This window comes from Sphingopyxis sp. EU05-FHT14B03, from assembly GCF_058790875.1.
In genome coordinates this window covers 1,225,903-1,243,704 of sequence record NZ_JBYTDC010000002.1, presented here as the reverse complement: position 1 = coordinate 1,243,704, position 17,802 = coordinate 1,225,903, and the positions used below count along the sequence as shown (strand labels likewise).

Genomic DNA, 17,802 nt, shown 5'->3' with positions numbered 1-17,802 from the left:
ATGGGCGCGCTCACCAGTCTTTCGGCGATCCTCGGCGGCCTGGCGCTGGCGGGTTTCGCCGGCGTCACCTTGTGGCTTCTGATGCGGCCGCGCGCGCGCATGGCGACGCTGATGCCGGGTTTCGGCTGGCTGGTCGCCGCGGCGGCGGCGATGACGCTGTGGTGCGCCGCGGCCTATGTCTTCGGCCCCGGATCGGCCGAGGCGCTCGTCGGGCGGGCGCTGCGCAACATCGCCCTGCTCGGCTGGCTCGGCGCGACCTTCTGGAACGAGCGTGCGCCGATGTCGCGGCCGCTGCGGCTGATTCAGCGCATGCTCGTCACCTTCTGCGTCGTCGCGCTGTCGTTCGGCAGCGCGGTGTGGCTGCGCCAGGGCGGGCTGTCGGACGAATGGGCGGGGCCGGGGCTTGAACTGGTCGCGATGATCGCCGCATCGGGCGGGCTGCTGCTCATCGACAGCGGGGTGCGCCACGGCAGCGCCGGGCTGCGCATGCCGGTGCTCGCGGTCGCCGGGGGCTTTGCGATGCTCTGGGCCTATGAACTCAACATCCAGCTGATCGCCGCGCTGACCGGGTCGGCGGCGACGACGCTGATCCTGTTGCTGCCGGCGGTCGCACTGCTCGCGTTGCCGACCTTCGTCGTTGCCGCGATGGATGTCGGGCGCGAACGGATGCGGCTGTCGCGCACCGCGGCGACGCGGACCTTGCTGCTGATCGGCGGCGCCGCGTATCTGGTCCTGATCGGGCTGGCTGGCGCGGTGGCGCGGATGGTCGGCGGCAATTACGGCGAACTGGCACAGGGGCTGTCGCTGGTCGTCGCGCTCGGCGCCGGCGGGATGCTGCTCGCCTCGGGCCGCGCGCGGGCGTGGCTGTCGGTAATGATTTCCAAGCATTTCTTCGAGCATCGCTATGACTATCGCGCCGAATGGATGCGCTTCACCGCGACGCTGGCGCGTGCCGGCGACGACGCCGACAAGAGCGCCGACAAGGGGGAAGGCGACCTGTACCGCCGCGTCGCCAAGGCGCTCGCCGAACTGACCGGAAGTCCGGGCGCGCTGCTGATGCTGCCCGACCCGCAGGGCAGCTATCGCGTCGCCGACCGCTGGCATTGGGAAGGCGGGGTCGAGGCCGATGCGATATTGTCGCTGCGCTCGGCCTTCATGCTGCAGGACACCGGCCATATCGTCGACCTCGATGCGGTGCGCCGCGGCGCGACGACGGTCGCGGGCGGGCACGACCTCGCGATCCCCGACTGGCTGGTCGCCGACACGCGCGCGTGGGTCGTCGTGCCGGTGCTCCATTTTCAGCGCATGATCGCGGTGGTGGTGCTGCACCGTCCGCCGGTGACGCGCGCGCTCGACTGGGAAGATCTCGACGTGCTGCGCATCGCGGGACGGCAGGCGGCGAGCTACCTCGCCGAATCGCACAGCCAGCAGGCCTTGTCGGAAGCGAAGCGTTTCGACGAGTTCAACCGCCGCTTCGCCTTCATCATGCACGACATCAAGAATCTGGCGAGCCAGTTGGCGCTGCTCGCGCGCAATGCCGAGCGTCATGCCGACAATCCGGCGTTTCGCGCCGATATGGTCGAGACGCTGAAGCTGTCTGCGGGACGGTTGTCCGACCTGCTGGCGCGCCTGTCGCCGCGCGAGCGCGGGCGCGCGGCGGAGGCCGGGCGCGTGGCGATCGAACCGCTGCTCGACGCCGTCGCGGCGCAGATGCGGCCGCGCCGGACGCTGTCGATCGGCTGCGACGCCGGGCTCGCCGCCTGGGCCGATAGCGGATCGGTGCGGCAGATCCTCGAGCATCTTGCGACCAATGCGATCGACGCCTCGTCCGCCGACGGATCGGTGCAGCTGATCGCGGCGCGCGAGGCGGGGCGGGTGCGGATCGACGTGCTCGACCAGGGATGCGGGATGACCCGCGAGTTCATCCGCGACGAATTGTTCAAGCCCTTCGTTTCGACAAAGGAAGCGGGGTTCGGGCTTGGCGCCTATGAAGCGTTGCAGATTGCGCAGGCGATGGGCGGCACGATCGATGTCGCGAGCGAGCCGGGCAAGGGAAGCCGCTTCACCCTGTGGTTGCCCGCCGCGGGCGAAGGCGGTGCGGCGGGGCGGGGCAACGACTGGATGAAAGTGGCATCATGAAGAACGACGGCGCCGAAGCACCGCGCAAACTGCTGGTGGTCGAGGACGACCCGGGGCTGCAGACGCAGCTCAAATGGGCCTATGACGGCTATGCGGTGCTGATCGCGGGCGACCATGACAGCGCGATCGACCTGCTGCGTGCCGAAGAACCCGATGTGGTCACGCTCGACCTGGGCCTGCCGCCCGATCCCGACGGGACGCGCGAGGGATTCCGGACGCTGAAGGCGATCCTGGAGATCAAGCCCGACACCAAGGTCATCGTCGTGTCGGGGCACGGCGAGCGCGCCAGCGCGTTGAACGCGATCGCTCAGGGCGCGTGGGATTTCTACCAGAAGCCGATCGATATCGAGGAGCTGGGGCTGATCGTGCGGCGGGCGTTCCATGTTCGCGAACTCGAGGTCGAAAATGCGCGGCTGGCGGAGCAGGGGACGAACGACAACCGCGTACTCGGCGGGATGATTACCGGGGCGCCCGAAATGCTGAAGGTCGCGCGGACGATCGAGCGCGTCGCCAATCTGGGCGTATCGGTAATGCTGCTCGGCGCGAGCGGCACCGGCAAGGAGTTGCTGGCGCGCGGGCTGCACGAGGCGAGCGGGCGGCGCGACGGCGCCTTCGTTGCGATCAACTGCGCCGCGATCCCCGAGAATCTGCTCGAAAGCGAATTGTTCGGGCATGAGAAGGGCGCCTTCACCGGTGCGGTGAAGACCACCGAGGGCAAGATCGAGCTGGCGCATGGCGGCACTTTGTTCCTCGACGAAGTCGGCGACATCCCGCTGCCGCTGCAGGTCAAATTGCTGCGATTCCTGCAGGAACGCACGATCGAGCGGATCGGCGGGCGCAAGCCGATCGCAGTCGATACACGGATCGTCTGCGCGACGCACCGCGACCTCGACGCGATGATCGCGGCGCAAAGCTTTCGCGACGATCTTTATTATCGGCTCGCAGAGATGGTGGTGAAAATTCCGGCGCTCGCCGAACGGCCAGGCGATGCGGTGCTGTTGGCGCGGCATTTCCTCCACCAATATGCGCCCGAGATGAACCCCGGGGTGCGCGGCTTTGCCCCCGACGCGCTGCAGGCGATCGACGAAGCACGCTGGCCGGGCAATGTCCGCGAACTGGAAAACCGCATCAAGCGCGCGGTGATCATGGCCGACGGCAAGCTGGTGACGAAGGGCGATCTCGATATCGCCGGAAGCGCCGATGGCGCCCATGGACCGGGCGACGAGGAAGCCTGGCTCAACCTGCGCAGCGCGCGCGAGGCGGCCGACCGGGTCGCGATCCGCCGCGCGATGATGCAGAGCGAGGGCAATATCTCGCTCGCGGCGAAGCTGCTCGGGATCAGCCGCCCGACGCTGTACGATCTGCTCAAGCAATATCGGATGCAGGCGGCCTGAATTGCGGCGCCTGCGCATCTTGACCGGGGTGCTGTTCGGTGCGCTGTTGCTGGCAGGGTGCGACGGGCCGCGCCCGGCGAGTCCGCGCGCCGATCTTGAACAGCGGCGCGTCGAACTGCAGCAATCGCTCGCCGACGATCCGAGGCAGCTTGCGGCGCAGGTCGAGCTGGCGCGCATCCTGTTCAAGCTCGGCGACGGTGTCGGGGCCGAGGCCGCGGTGCAGGCGGCGCTCGGTGCGGGGGGCGACGCGGCGGCGCTGCGCCCGTTGGCGGCGAAAGCCGCGGCGATGCAGGGCGAGGGCGACCGCGCCTTCCGCATCCTCGACGCCGGGCCGATCGCGCCCGAGATGATCGGCGAGGCGGCGTGGGTCGCGGGCAATGTCCACCTGGGCAATGGCGACCTTGCCTCGGCGCGCGATGCGTTCGACCGCGCGGTGCAGGATTTGCCGCGTAGTTCGGACCTGTGGGTCGACGTCGCGCGCTTTCGCGACGCCAATGCCGATGCGCTCGGCGCGCGCGATGCGATCGACTATGCGATCGAACTCGACAAGGCGAGCAGCGCGGCGCTGGCGTATAAGGCGAACCTGGTGCGCACCCAGCTGGGGCTGACCGCGTCGCTGCCCTGGTACGACCGTGCGCTGGAGGCCGATCCCGACAATGCCGGGGCGCTGATCGACCGCGCCGCGACGCTCGGCGATCTGGGGCGGTACAAAGACATGCTCGTATCGCTGCGCCACGCCGCGACACTCGTGCCGGGCGAGCCGCGCCTCTATTATCTGCAGGCGGTGGTCGCGGCGCGCGCCGGCAACTATCGACTTGCGCGCAGCCTGCTCCAGCGCACGCGCGGGCGAATGGACGAGGAACCGGCGTTCATGCTGCTCAGCGCGATCGTCGAGCTCGAACTCGGCGGCGAGGCGGTGGCGGCGACCTGGGCCGACCGGCTGATCGAGGAACAGCCGCACAATCTGACCGCGCGGCGCATCCTGGCGGTGTCCGAATGGTCCGGGGGCGATGCCGATGGTGCCGCCGAGGCGCTGGCGCCGATCGTGTCGCGCACCGATGCCGACAGCTGGTCGCTGTTGCTCGCCGCGCGGGTCGCCGCCGAACTGGGTCGGGCGGCCGATTCGGCCGATTATCTCGCGCGCGCTGCCGCGCTGGCGCCGGGCGAGGCGGCGCCTTTCCGCCCCGATGGCTTTGCGCTGTCGGCCGCGGCCGATGCCGACCCGCTCAACCCGGCGAAGGTCATCCCGGCGATGGAGGCCGAGATGGCGGCCGGCAATGCGGCGCGGGCGCTGGAGCGCGCGACACGGCTGCGCGACGCCAATCGCGGCGTCGCCGATGCGCATATCCTGTATGGCGACGCGGCGCTGGCGGCGGGCGAATATGGCCAGGCGGTGCAGAGTTTCCGCGCCGCGCGCGACCTCGACGCGGGCGAGCGGACGACGCTGCGGCTCGCGAATGCCCTGTTCCGGGCGGGTGACATCGCGGGGTCGGGGGCGACGATCCTCGCGCTGCGCGACAGCCAGCCGTCGAGCATCGCCGCCGACCGGCTGGCGGGTTCTCTGGCGATGGACATCGAACATTGGGACGATGCGATCACCCATTTCGAGCGCGTGCGCCAGCGGATCGGCAATCGTGACGTCGTGGTGCTGCGCGAACTGGCGAAGGCCTATGCGGCCAGAGGCGATCGCGCACGCGCGACCGGGCTGATCGCGCTGGCGTACCGGCTGCAGCCGCTGAACGGCGAGATCATGCGGCTCTATGCTGACCTGCTCGCTGAGGGTGGAAACGCACAGGGCGCGGCGGATTTGCGCGAGAAGATGGAGCAGGTGGGGCGGTAGTTTCGAAATCCTCCCTGTGGCGAAGCCATGGGGAGGGGGACCGCTTGCGAAGCAAGTGGTGGAGGGGCGGCGACGGCAGTGTTTTAGCCCCTCCGTCAGCGCTTCGCGCTGCCACCTCCCCATGGCTTCGCCACAGGGAGGATTTTTCTCAGGCCTCGGTCAAATCCAGCAACGTCCGCGCGTCGAGGCCGATGCGGCGCATCTGGTCGGCGACCGGGGGCCACACATTGGCCAAGAAATCTTCGCGCATCAGCGTGCGCAGGCGCTCGGTCGCGCCGTCGGCGACGAACATGCCGACCCCGCGCTTCACGGTCACCAGGCCTTCGTCCTGGAAGGTTTGGTACGCCTTGGCGACGGTGAGTGGGTTGGCGCCCTCTTCGGCAGCGAGGCTGCGCACCGACGGGAGCATGTCGCCGTCGCCGAAGCTGCCGTCGAGGATGGCGTTGGCGATCACATCGCGCAGACGCTGGTACACGGGTTTGGACTGATCGAGCATGCCGCCTTAATGCCATAAGACAGCAGCACAGTCAAATCACAATATTATCGATGTGTAGCAGGGTTTGAAATTAAATGTCCCACTCGCGAACGACGTCGTCATATTCAGGACGGGGGCGTTCGGAGAGGTTGGCGCCGGCGGTGCCGAGGAAGAAATAGCCGACGATCGTGTCGCCGACGCGCGCGCCGAACGCCGCGGCGACGTCGGGGCTGTACGCCGCCCAGCCGGTGAGCCAGCTGCCGACGAAGCCATGCGCGTGGGCGGCGTGGAGCAGGTTCATGCCGACCGCGCCCGCCGACATCTGCTGTTCCCACAGCGGGATCTTCGATCCTTCGACCGGAGTCGACAGGAGGACGAGCAGGGTTGGCGCCTGATGTGCGAACTGGTCGAGCGCGGAGAGGTCGAGACCCGCCGCGCCCGGATTCTCTTTCACCCATGCCTGCTTGAGCAGCGTCGCGAGCGTCTCGCGCTGGTCCTCCGCGACCGTGACGATGCGCCAGGGGGCGAGCTTGCCATGGTCGGGGGTACGCAGCGCGAGTGCGATGATGTCGTGCAGCGTCGCGGCGTCGGGGCCGGGCGCGACCATGTCGCGGGCCTTGCCCGAACGGCGGGTGGCGAGGTGGGCGCGGAGCGAGGAGGTGTCGTTGAACATGGCCAGCCATGTGGCGGTTTCCGAGCGTTTGCGCAAGTGTTGCGAATCGTTCGCAACACTATTTCGGCCCGATTGCGATGGTTTCACGCGCAATTAGATTCTTCCCATACGCAATTTTGACGCTAGTGTTACGTCCATCTGTCCCGTTTTCGGGACCAACACCATACCCAGGGAAGGGTCGCCATGACCAAAGCCTATGCCCAGCACGGGGATGCTGCCGGGACGTTTCTCGGCCATCCGAAGGGCCTGTTTGTTCTGTTCTTCGCCGAAATGTGGGAGCGTTTTTCCTATTACGGGATGCGCGCGCTCCTGATTTTCTACCTGACCAAGCACTGGCTGTTCTCGGACAGTGAATCGGGTGTCATCTATGGGGCGTATACCGCGCTGGTCTATATCACCCCGGTGCTCGGCGGCTATCTCGCCGACCGATGGCTGGGGCAGCGAAAGGCGGTGCTTTATGGCGCCGTGTTGCTGACCTTCGGGCATTTCATGATGGGATTCGAGGGCGATGGCGGACAGGATCCGACCAGCCTCAACATCTTCTGGCTGGCGCTCGCCTTCATCATCGTCGGCTCGGGCTTCCTGAAAGCCAATATCTCGGTGATCGTCGGCCAGCTCTATCCGCGTACCGACGTGCGCCGCGACGGCGCCTACACGATCTTCTACATGGGTATTAACCTCGGCGCGGCGCTCGGTTCGCTGCTCTGCGGCTATCTCGGCGAAGTCTATGGCTGGGCCTATGGCTTTGGCGCCGCCGGCTTCGGCATGCTGCTTGGCCTGATTGTCTTCGTGGTGTTCAAGCCGCTGCTGCTCGGCCGCGGCGAGCCGGAGAATCCGGCGCTGCTCACCGAAAAGAAGTTCGGCGTGCCGTTCGAATGGCTGCTCTATCTCGTCGGCCTCGTCGCCGTCGTCGTCTGCTGGTGGCTGGTCCAGAATCAGGCGATCGTCGGTACGCTGCTCGGCGGTGCGGGTGCGATCCTTGTCGCCTATGTCATCGGCACCGCGGTCATCAAGCTGCCCGCCGAGGACCGCGATCGTATCTTTGCCGCGATGTTCCTGATTCTCGGTTCGATCCTGTTCTGGGCGCTGTTCGAACAGGCCGGGTCGTCGCTCAACCTGTTCACCGACCGTTATGTCGACCGCGGCGGGGTGCCGGCATCGGTGTTCCAGTCGGTCAACGCCATCTATATCGTCCTGCTCGCACCGCTGTTCGCGGGGCTTTGGACCTGGCTCGGACGCCGCGGCATGGAGCCGTCGACACCGGTCAAGTTCGGCCTTGCGATGCTGCAGCTCGGACTTGGTTTCTATGCGCTGAAATGGGGCGCGGCGGCGGTCGGCATGGAAAATGCCACCCCGGTGCTCTTCATCTTCCTGATCTACCTCTTCCACACGACCGGCGAACTGTGCTTGTCGCCCGTCGGTCTCAGCGCGATGAACCGGCTCGCGCCGGCGCATATGGCGAGCCTGATCATGGGCACCTGGTTCTTCGCATCGGCAACCGGCAACTTCGCCGCCGGCCTGATCGCGGCGGCGACGGGGTCGGAAAAGGCGAGCGGCGAGGGCGCGGGCAAGGCGCTCGTCCTCGACGTCTATGGTACGATCGGCCTGTGGGCGGTCGGCTTCGGTATCCTGGTGATCGTCGTGTCGCCGCTGATCAAGAAGCTGATGCACCTCGACACGCTGCGCGATGCCGACGATCTGGCTGGCCAGAACGAGTTGGCCGAGCCGCAGGCTGCGGGCGTCCATCCCGAACCCAAGGGGGCATAATCGATGATCCGGGGCGTGAAAGCCGGCCTTTTGGCCGCGGTGTCGCTGGCGTTCGCGGGTTGCACCGCGAATAGCGGCGAGGTGGAGACGGCGAGCAGCAAGCCCGCCGCCGAAAAGCCGGTGAAGTTCAACAAGGATCCCTATCCGTCGACCTACAAGGGATATCCGACGCGGCTGACCGTCGTGCGGAACGTCACCATCTTCGACGGCGAGGGCGGACGGATCGACAATGGGTCGATCGTGATGTCGAGCGGCAAGGTCTTGTCGGTAGGCGGTCCCGATATGGAATTGCCCACCGACGCCGATGTCGTCGACGGCACCGGCAAGTTCGTCACCCCCGGGGTCATCGACATCCACAGCCACCTCGGCGACTATCCGAGCCCGAGCGTCGAGGCGCATTCGGACGGTAACGAGGCGACCTCGCCGACCACCCCCGAAGTCTGGTCCGAACATAGCGTCTGGCCGCAGGACCCGGGGTTCAGCCGCGCGCTGGCGAACGGCGGCGTGACGTCGCTCCAGATCCTGCCGGGCAGCGCGAACCTGATGGGCGGGCGCTCGATCACGCTCAAGAATGTGCCGTCGCGCACCGTGCAGGGGATGAAATTCCCCGGCGCGCCCTATGGCCTGAAAATGGCGTGCGGCGAGAATCCGAAGCGCGTCTATGGCGGCAAGGGGCGGATGCCCTCGACCCGCATGGGCAATTTCGCGGTCAATCGCGCGACCTGGCAGAAGGCGGCCGCCTATAAGAAGAAGATGGACGAGGGGAAGGTCGTCGACCGCGATCTCGCGATGGAAACGCTCGCCGGCGTGCTGTCGGGCGAGATCCTCGTCCACAACCATTGCTACCGCGCCGACGAAATGGCGCTGGTGATCGATATGTCGAAGGAATTCGGCTATAAGGTGTCGACCTTCCACCACGCGGTTGAAAGCTACAAGATCGCCGATATCCTCGCGAAAGAGGGCATCTGCTCGGCGATGTGGGCCGACTGGTGGGGCTTCAAGATGGAAGCCTATGACAGCGTGCCCGAGAATATTCCGCTCGTGTACAAAGCGGGTGCTTGCACGATCGTCCATTCGGACGATGCCAACCAGATCCAGCGGCTGAACCAGGAAGCGGCGAAGGCGCTCGCCTCGGGCCGCCGCATGGGCATGCAGATCAGCGACGAACAGGCCTGGACCTGGCTGTCGTACAATCCCGCCAAGGCGCTGGGCATCGGCGACAAGACGGGCAGTTTGAAGCCCGGCAAGATGGCCGACGTCGTGCTGTGGAACGGCAATCCGTTCAGCGCCTATACCCGGCCTGAGAAAGTGTGGATCGACGGCGCGATGATGTATGACGCGATGAACCCCAAATTGCGGCCGGTGAGCGATTTCGAGCTCGGCCAGCCGGGCGAAGGGGATGTGAAATGAGCGGTCTCCGGAACACCATCGCCCACTTCCGTTTGTCCCGAGCGCAGTCGAGGGACGCGAAAGCCGGCGCAAGCGTGTCTCGACTTCGCTCGACACGAACGGGGTTGGGGGGCACCTTGATCGCCGCGTTGGCGCTTGCCACACCGGCGCAGGCGCAGGATGTCGCGATCACCAATGCCAAGCTCGTCATCGGCGACGGCAGCGCCCCGATCGAGGGCGGCACCGTCGTCGTGCGCGGCGGCAAGGTTGTCGCGGCGGGCGCCGGCGTCGCCGTGCCCGCGGGTATCGAACGCGTCGATGCGGGCGGTCGCTGGGTCACCCCCGGCATCGTCGCGGCGTTCAGCCGCGTCGGGCTGACCGAGGTCGATGCCGTCAGCGGCACCAACGACCGGTCGGCGAACAAGTCGCGGTTCTCGGCGGGGCTCGACATCGCCCCGGCGCTCAATCCGATGGGGTCGCCGATCGCGGTCAACCGCGCCAATGGCGTCACCCGCGCGATCGTCGCGCCGGGATCGAGCGGCAATTTGTTCGCCGGGCAGGGCGCGGTGGTCGACCTCGCCGACGACAATGACATGGTGACCAAGCCCCGCGCGCTGCAATATGTCGCGTTCGGCGAGGATGGCTCGGCAAAGGCCGGCGGCAGCCGCGCCGCGCTGTTCCTGCTGTTCCGCGAACAATTGCTCGCGGCGCGCAGCTATGCGCGCAATCCCGCGACCTTGGCCGAATGGGGCAGCGATGCGCTGATCCAGCGCGCCGACGCCGATGCGCTGGTGCGCGTGATCGACGGCACGACGCCGCTGTTCGTGCGCGTCGACCGGGCGACCGACATCCTCAACGTGCTCAAGCTGAAGACCGAGTTTCCGGCATTGAAGCTGGTGCTGGTCGGCGCGACCGAGGGCTGGCTGGTCGCGGGCGACATCGCCGCGGCGCGGGTGCCGGTGCTGGTGTCGCCGCTCACCGACCTGCCGGGCAGTTTCGAACAGCTCGGCGCGACCCAGTCGAATGCCGGACGGCTCGCCGCCGCCGGGGTGCCGGTGTCGGTCGGGGTGTTCGACGACGACGACGCGCACAAAATGGGCTATGCGACGCAATATGCGGGCAACCTCGTCGGGCTGGCGAAGCTGCCGGGCGCGAGCGGGATGAGCTGGGACCAGGCCTTTGCCTCGATCAGCAGCGTCCCGGCGCGCGCGGTCGGCATGGACGCCAGCATCGGCTCGCTCCGTGCGGGCCGCGTCGGCGACGTCGTGATCTGGGACAATGATCCGCTCGAACTGGGCAGCCGCCCGACCGCCGTGTGGATCGATGGCAAGGCGCAGTCGCTGGTGACCAGGCAGGATCGCCTGCGCGACCGTTACCTGACGCCGCAGGAAGGCAATCTGCCGAAGGCTTACGACAGGTAATCGCCCGCGCCTGATGACCAAGCGGCGGACCGGGGAAACGGAGAGGAGAACTCCATGCAACCGATGACGCTGTTGATCACCACCGGCGCGCTGTTCGTCGGCACCCATTTTGCCCTGTCGCACCCGCTGCGCGCGCCGCTGGCGGGACGGATGGGCGAACGGGCGTTCCTGATCGTCTATTCGGTCGTCGCGATCGCGACTTTCGTCCTGCTGGTGCAGGCGTGGCGCGGCATGCCGCCCGAGCCGCCGCTGTGGGCGGTCGGCGACGGCCTGTGGATGCTCGCGTCGCTGCTGGTGCTGTTCGCGAGCATATTGTTCATGGGCTCGCTGATCGGCAATCCGGCACTGCCGGCGCCGAACGCCGCCGCGGCGGCGCAGGGCGCACCGCGTGGGGTGTTCGCGATCACGCGCCACCCGATGATGTGGGGCTTCACCTTGTGGGCGCTGGCGCATGCGCTGGTGATGCCGACGCCGGGGCAGATCGTCCTGTCGGCGATCATCGCCTTTCTCGCGCTTGCCGGGTCGGCGGGGCAGGACGTCAAGAAGGCGCGGCTGATGGGCGATGCCTGGCGCCACTGGGCGGCGCGGACGAGCTTCGTGCCGTTTGCGAGGCAGCTTGGCGGGCGCGGGTCGTGGATCGACACGATCCCGCGGCCGCACGCGCTGTTCGGCGGCATCGTCCTGTGGATCGTCGCGACCTGGGCGCATGGCGCGCTCGGTTACATGGTCGCCGGCATCTGGCGCTGGGTGGGATGATCGGATGAACGGCGAGGCGCATCTTTCGGACCTCTCGCTGCGATTGCTCGGGCGGCCCTATGCGGACCTCGACCCCGACGAATGCCGGGTGATCGCGGCGATCGCCAACCGCCAACTGATCAGCCGCGATGCCGCCGACCTCGACGATGCCGAGGCCACGTTCGGCGCGCGGCTATCCGACAAGGTCGCGGCGGTCGGCGGGTCGTGGAGTTTCATCATCCTGTTCACCGCCGTGCTGCTCGGCTGGATGCTGCTCAATTCGGACGTGCTGGCGCGCTGGGGAATGGCGTTCGACCCCTATCCGTTCATTTTCCTCAACCTGATGCTGTCGACGCTGGCGGCGGTGCAGGCGCCGATCATCATGATGAGCCAGAACCGGGCGGCGGCGAAGGATCGCATCGCGGCCGGGCTTGACTATGAAATCAACCTGCGCGCCGAGCTGGAGATCATGCGGCTGCACGAGAAGGTCGACCAGTTGACGGAGGCGGTGAAGGCGTTGAAAGTACAGCCCTGACCAAGCGGAATGGGGCGCTGCGACGATGACCACCGACCTGTCTTTTTGCGGCCGCGAGGTCGAGCTGGCTACCCTCGGCGAATGTTGGCGACTGGCGTCGAATGCTGATGACCCGCAACCGCAGCTTGTCCTGCTCGCGGCCGAGCCGGGGGTGGGCAAGACGCGGCTTGTGCTCGAATTCCTGCGCCGGCAAATTGCGGGGCTCACCGATCAGCCGGGCTATTGGCCCGATCCCGCGGGCCTTGTGTCCGATCTCCTGCATCTGAATTTTCCGCCCGACCAATGCCGCTTCGACCGGCCGATACCGTTCCTGTGGTGGGGCATCGCGGCGCAGGCCGAGGGCGGCGACAGCGTCGCGCTCCACGATCGCTTCCTCGCGCCGCACCTCGTCGCGATGTCGATGCGCGCCCGCATGGCGGGCACCGGCGTTTCGCTGGCAAAAATCTGGGCGGGGGCCGGCGTCGATGCGCTGGCTGGCGCGCTGCAGGTCGACACGATATTGTCGGTCGGCGGTGCCTTCCTCGATTCGGTCAAGCTGCTGCAGGGCGAGATCGGCAAGGGCGCGGCGCAGGCCTTGGCGGGGGACACGCTGGTGAAGAACCGCGTCGATGCGCTGCTCGCTGACCTCGAACAGGTGCTGAACCCCGCCGCGCGGCTGGGCTATGCGCGGGTGCCGGCGATGATCCTGATCGATGATGCGCAATTCGCCGCCGCCGATCCGGGCCTGCTGCGCTTCGTCGAGCGGCTGACCCATGCCGCGATGACGCAGCGCTGGCCGGTGATGATCGTGATGACGCACTGGCAGACCGAATGGACGCTCGAAGGCGATCGCGGCGGCCGGTCGGTCGCGACGCTGGTCCATCATGCGCGCCATGGCGGCAGCGACGAGCCGGGGCCGATCTCGGGGATATGCGGCGGTTATCTCAACAGCGAAAATTATCACGAGATCCGGCTGGCAAAGCTGAACGATCTCGATCCCGCGCTGCGGACCGCCTTGCCGGGCCTGCCCGCCGACCAGCGCAGCGCACTGCTGGACGCGGTCGACGGCAATCCGCGCTTTCTGGAACAGATCATCGCCTATCTGCGCGGCGAGCCGCGGCTGTTCGACGATTTCGATCCGGCGCGCGCGCTCACCGCCGAGGGGCTGGCCGAAGCGCTGTCGCGCTCGCAGCGCGTGCATGAGGTCGTGCTGGCGCGGCTGACGTCGGCGCAGGTGGCGCCCGAGGTTCGCGAGGCGCTGGCGCTGGCGAGCGTGCAGGGCATGCAGGTGGTTCGCGAGGTGGTCGAGGCGGCGGGGCGGTCACTGCTAGGCCACGACCTCGGCGAGCCGCTGCTGCGCGGGCAGGACCCGTTCAGCGTCATGGCATTCGAGAGCGGCGGCGCGGTCGGCAGCTTTACCGAGCGCCTGTTCCTCCAGGCGGCGGCGCAGTTGCGGCGCAACATCAAGGGGCTGCACGACGAGGCGGCGGTGAAGGCGGCGCTGATCCCGGCGATCCAGACGATGCTCGACGATCCGGGCGCGGATGCCGCGACGCGCGACGCGGCGGCGTCGGTGGCGCTCCGGCTTGTGGAGGATGCCGGCGATGCCGCCGCGCGCCGCCTGGTCGCGACCGCGGCCGCCACACGCATGGAGGCGAGCGATGAGCCCGAGGCGATCCGCGCGCTGCTCGATCGGTTTTTCGCCGCGATCGCAGCGGGCGATGATGCCGAGCAGGCGACGACGATCGCGGCGATGCCGCACGAACCGCTGGTGACGGCGGTGACGAATGCCCGGTTGTTCGACCGGAAAGAGGCGATCGCGCGGCTGGCCGACCTGCGCATATCCGCGCTGCGCAAGGCGGGCGGAACCTCAGCGCGCGAGCGGTACGAGCTGGCGATCTGGTTGAAGGGCCGCGGCGTGATCCACGGTGGTGCGGGCGAGTTCGACGAAGCGACCGCCTGTTTCGAGGAAGCCATCGCCCTGTACCGCGATGCGCTGTCGACCGAGCCGTCGCGGGCGATCCTCGACGGGATTCAGGACGTGCTGACCTTGACGGCGGGCGACGACGACATGACCGGATCCTATGCCAAGGCCGACGAACGGATCGACCTGTTGCTCGACATCATCGGCTGGGCGCGGGACCAGGCGGTGCTGACCGACGATGAGGCCGATTACCGGCGCGGTGCGACCTTGTCGCTGCGCGGGCATTTGTTGATGGCGCGCAATCGCCGGTCGATGCAGTCGGCGGGGGATGTTCGCGCCCGGATGCGCGCGCAGGCGGCGCGTCGGCCGACGATCGAGGCGAGCTTGGCCGAAGCCGAGGCCATCGCGCGCAAGCTGGTCGAGCAGGGCGATGGCGACGCGCGGCGCGACCTGTCGGCGGCGCTGAACAGCCGCGCCGAGCGAACGCGGACGAGCGATGCCGATGCGGCGCTGGCGGCAAGCGACGAGAGCGTCGCGATCATGCGCGCGCTGGTTGCCGAGGCACCGCGCGTGGCATGGCTGAGGGATCTGGCGACGGCGCTGACCGTCCGCGCGCGCGTGATGCGACAGCGCCAGGAATCGTCGGCGGACGAACTGGCCGAGGCACTCGATTTGCTGAAGCAGGCCGAGGCGCGCCTGCTCAACGATGCCGCGCGCGCCGATGTCGCGGCGGCGATCCGCAATGTCGCGATGGATCATGCGCGAAACGCCCCGCAACTGGCGACGATGGGACACATGCTGCTCGAACGGCGCGATATTGCGGGTGCCTTCGCGGCGTTTCGCGCCGCGGTGGCCGCGGTCGCGCCGATCTATGACCGGGAGATTTCCCACGAGTTGCTAACGCCGCTGTTTCAGTCGGCGTTGACGATGCTGGGACTCGCCCCGCATCTCGACCCGCCGCTCGACGCCGAAGCCGCCGAGCAGGTGATGCTCGAAGGCTTCATGGCGGCGATGGCCTTCGTCAAGCGCCGGATGCCCGATGGCGCCGACGGGATCGCCGAGGCAGGCGCGGCGTGCGCCGACGCTTATGCCGACACCGGCCTCGCCAAGATGTTCGCCGACCTCCTCGCGCTGGTGCAGGACCAGCGCGAGGTCGATGCCGACCTTTCCTAGAGCCGCACCATCCGCATGCCCTGTTCGCCGTAGCGCGGGCCGCTGGTGCCGCCCATCGGCGCCGCCGCTGCGATCGCGGCGAGGTCGTCGGGGGTGAGCGTCAGCTCGGCGGCGGCGACGCTGTCCTCCATCGTGACGCGGCGCTTGGTGCCGGGGATCGGGACGATGTCGTCGCCCTGCGCGAGCAGCCAGGCGAGCGCGACCTGGGCTTTCGAGGCGCCATGCTTGTCGGCGACCGCGCCGATCGCGTCGACGATCGCGAGGTTGGCGGGGAAGTTTTCCTCGCTGTAGCGCGGGTCGTTACGGCGCCAGTCCTTCTCGGGCAACTCGTCGCGGCTGCGCACCGCGCCCGCGAGGAAACCGCGACCGAGCGGCGAATAAGGGACGAAGCCGATGCCATTTTCGCGGCACGCGGTCAGGATTTCCGCCTCGACGTCGCGTTCCCAGATCGAATATTCGCTCTGCAGCGCGGTGATCGGCGCGGAATTGGCGGCGCGGCGGATCGTCTCGGGGCCGGCCTCGGACAGGGCGATGTGGCGGACCTTGCCTTCGTTGACCAGGTCCATCATGCCGCCGACCACCTCCTCGATCGGGATCGCGGGATCGATGCGGTGCTGATAGAAAAGGTCGATCGTGTCGATGCCGAGCCGCTGGAGCGAGCCTTCGCAGGCGGCGCGGGCGTTGGCGGGCGAGCCGTCGACCCCGACGATCTGGTTGCCATCGAATTTGAAGCCGAACTTGGTCGCGATGACGAGGCCCTCGCGCTTGCCCTTGATCGCCGCGCCCAGCAGTTCCTCGTTCGAAAACGGGCCATAGATTTGCGCGGTGTCGAAGAAGGTGACGCCGAGGTCGATCGCGCGGTGGATCGTCGCGGTCGATTCGTCGAGGTCGGCGGCCTCGCCATAGAGGATATTGCCGCCCTTGATCATCGGCATGCAGCCGATGCCGATGGCGGACACTTCGAGGCCGTGGCCGAGCTTGCGATATTTCATGGCGTCTCTCCTGCTGATTTCGTGTCGTCGTCGATGCCGTCTGCCGCATATTTCGTCGCGGCGACGTCGCCGATAACATTGCCGAGCGTCCGGAAGATGTCGGGGAAGGTCTCGACCGCGACGAGCAGCCCCAGCGGCGCGACGGGCACCCCCATCGACACCGCGATCGGGGCGATCGAGGTGACGAAGCTGATCGACCCGGGCAGGCTGACCGAACTCAGCGCCGCCGCCATCGCGACCCCCAGCCCGACCGCCATCTCCCACGGCGTGAGCTGAATGCCGAACAGCCAGGCGACATACACGACGACCGCGAGGTTCATCGCCGGGCTGGTGAAGCGGAACAGTGCGACCGCGAGCGGCAGGACGACATCGGCCTTCTTGGGATCGACGCCGAGTTCTTCGGAGGATTTGAGCATCGCGGGCAGGCTGGCGAGCGAGCTTTGGGTGCTGATTGCGACCGCGAGGGTCGGGACCATCGCGCGGACGAAGCGCGGCAGCGAAATGCCGACGACGAGCCAGGCGAGCAAGAGCCCGAGGATCAGGCAGCAGACGCCGATTCCCATCAGGATCAGCACATAATGGATGAGCCCGCCGAACGCCGCGACCCCGGCCTTGACGGCGAGCGCATAGCCCAGGGCGAAGACGCCGATCGGCGCCAGCGCGAGCACCCAGCCGATGACGATCAGCATCGCATCGCCCAGCGCCTTGAACAGCCCCGACAGCGTCGCGCGCTGCACGGGTTCGAGCTTGGTGATCGCGAAGGCGAAGATCGTCGTGAAGACGATGAGCGGCAGGATCGCGGTTTCGGCCGCCGCGGCGATCGGGTTGGTCGGGATCAGCGAGAGCAGGAAATCGGCGAAGGTCGGCGACGGTCCGGCGGTTGCCGTGCCGCCAAGCCCGTGACGCAGCGCTTCGGCGGCCCCGGCCGAGAGCGGGAAGAGCCGCAACAGCAGCGGCGTCATCAACAGCGACATCGTCCCCGACAGGAAGATCGCGGCAAGAAAGATCATCACCGAGCGCGCCGCGAGCCGGCCCGCGCGCGCGGCGTCGGCGGTCGCGGTGATCCCGGTGATGAGCAGCGCGACCACCAGCGGCACGATCGTCATCTTGAGCGCGTTGAGCCACAGCAGGCCGATCGGTTCGATAAAGGGTAGCGAGGCGGTCGCGGCGGCGAGCGAAACGCCCTCGACCGCGATCCCGAGCAGCATGCCGGCGACGAGCGCCCCAAGGATGATCCATGCCGATTTCAAGTTCAAATCCCCCAAAGGAACGCTGGCCAGCTTGCCAAGCAAAACGGCGTAACCTAGGGCCATCCCAGGAACGCCGGGGCAGGCTCTGTCTTCATCCCGGCTTAGGTAGCAGAGGT

General features: G+C 67.7%; 13 protein-coding genes. 9 read left to right on the top strand and 4 right to left on the bottom strand.

What is annotated here, in order from left to right; genetic code table 11:
• From prsK to AC3WS4_RS15080, 3 genes are read left to right on the top strand one after another with little or no spacing between them, the layout of a single operon-like run.
• Complete coding sequence (gene prsK, locus AC3WS4_RS15090) at window positions 1–2,139, top strand: XrtA/PEP-CTERM system histidine kinase PrsK (RefSeq protein ID WP_492739459.1); 2,139 nt, start codon at window positions 1–3, stop codon at window positions 2,137–2,139.
• Window positions 2,136–3,533, top strand: coding sequence for a PEP-CTERM-box response regulator transcription factor (gene prsR, locus AC3WS4_RS15085; RefSeq protein WP_187139720.1), 1,398 nt, complete (start codon window positions 2,136–2,138; stop codon window positions 3,531–3,533). The genes prsK and prsR overlap by 4 nt, the downstream gene beginning before the upstream one ends.
• Window position 3,534: 1 nt before the next feature.
• Window positions 3,535–5,373, top strand: coding sequence for a tetratricopeptide repeat protein (locus AC3WS4_RS15080; RefSeq protein WP_492739460.1), 1,839 nt, complete (start codon window positions 3,535–3,537; stop codon window positions 5,371–5,373).
• 148 nt (window positions 5,374–5,521) lie between these two features.
• On the opposite strand, the gene AC3WS4_RS15075 is transcribed toward AC3WS4_RS15080, so the two are convergent.
• A complete protein-coding gene (locus AC3WS4_RS15075; protein ID WP_056350846.1) occupies window positions 5,522–5,869 on the bottom strand; it encodes a GntR family transcriptional regulator in 348 nt (115 codons plus the stop codon).
• Window positions 5,870–5,939: 70 nt separating this feature from the next.
• Window positions 5,940–6,521, bottom strand: a complete 582-nt coding sequence (locus AC3WS4_RS15070; protein WP_492739774.1) for a nitroreductase family protein — start codon at window positions 6,519–6,521, stop codon at window positions 5,940–5,942.
• Window positions 6,522–6,704: 183 nt separating this feature from the next.
• On the opposite strand from AC3WS4_RS15070, the gene AC3WS4_RS15065 reads away from it, so the two are divergent.
• The 6 genes from AC3WS4_RS15065 (at window position 6,705) to AC3WS4_RS15040 (ending at window position 15,444) form a co-directional block, all read left to right on the top strand.
• Window positions 6,705–8,288: a peptide MFS transporter gene (locus AC3WS4_RS15065; RefSeq protein ID WP_187139721.1), complete on the top strand. Its 1,584-nt coding sequence runs from the start codon at window positions 6,705–6,707 to the stop codon at window positions 8,286–8,288.
• A 3-nt stretch (window positions 8,289–8,291) separates the two neighbouring features.
• On the top strand, window positions 8,292–9,698 hold the full coding sequence (locus AC3WS4_RS15060) for an amidohydrolase (protein ID WP_492739461.1): 1,407 nt from the start codon (window positions 8,292–8,294) through the stop codon (window positions 9,696–9,698).
• Between the two features lie 116 nt (window positions 9,699–9,814).
• Window positions 9,815–11,098 (top strand): amidohydrolase family protein, encoded by a 1,284-nt coding sequence (locus AC3WS4_RS15055; RefSeq protein WP_492739462.1) that lies wholly within the window; start codon window positions 9,815–9,817, stop codon window positions 11,096–11,098.
• Window positions 11,099–11,152: 54 nt separating this feature from the next.
• Window positions 11,153–11,854: an NnrU family protein gene (locus AC3WS4_RS15050; protein WP_492739463.1), complete on the top strand. Its 702-nt coding sequence runs from the start codon at window positions 11,153–11,155 to the stop codon at window positions 11,852–11,854.
• A 4-nt stretch (window positions 11,855–11,858) separates the two neighbouring features.
• Window positions 11,859–12,368: a DUF1003 domain-containing protein gene (locus AC3WS4_RS15045; protein WP_056350854.1), complete on the top strand. Its 510-nt coding sequence runs from the start codon at window positions 11,859–11,861 to the stop codon at window positions 12,366–12,368.
• Window positions 12,369–12,393: 25 nt separating this feature from the next.
• Window positions 12,394–15,444, top strand: a complete 3,051-nt coding sequence (locus tag AC3WS4_RS15040; RefSeq protein WP_492739464.1) for a hypothetical protein — start codon at window positions 12,394–12,396, stop codon at window positions 15,442–15,444.
• On the opposite strand, the gene AC3WS4_RS15035 is transcribed toward AC3WS4_RS15040, so the two are convergent.
• Entirely contained in the window at window positions 15,441–16,436 is a 996-nt protein-coding gene (locus AC3WS4_RS15035) for an aldo/keto reductase (protein ID WP_492739465.1), read from the bottom strand. The two genes, AC3WS4_RS15040 and AC3WS4_RS15035, sit on opposite strands and share 4 nt — an antisense overlap.
• A complete protein-coding gene (locus AC3WS4_RS15030; protein ID WP_492742861.1) occupies window positions 16,433–17,692 on the bottom strand; it encodes a dicarboxylate/amino acid:cation symporter in 1,260 nt (419 codons plus the stop codon). Before AC3WS4_RS15030 ends, AC3WS4_RS15035 begins: the two co-directional genes overlap by 4 nt.
• Window positions 17,693–17,802: the final 110 nt, after the last annotated feature.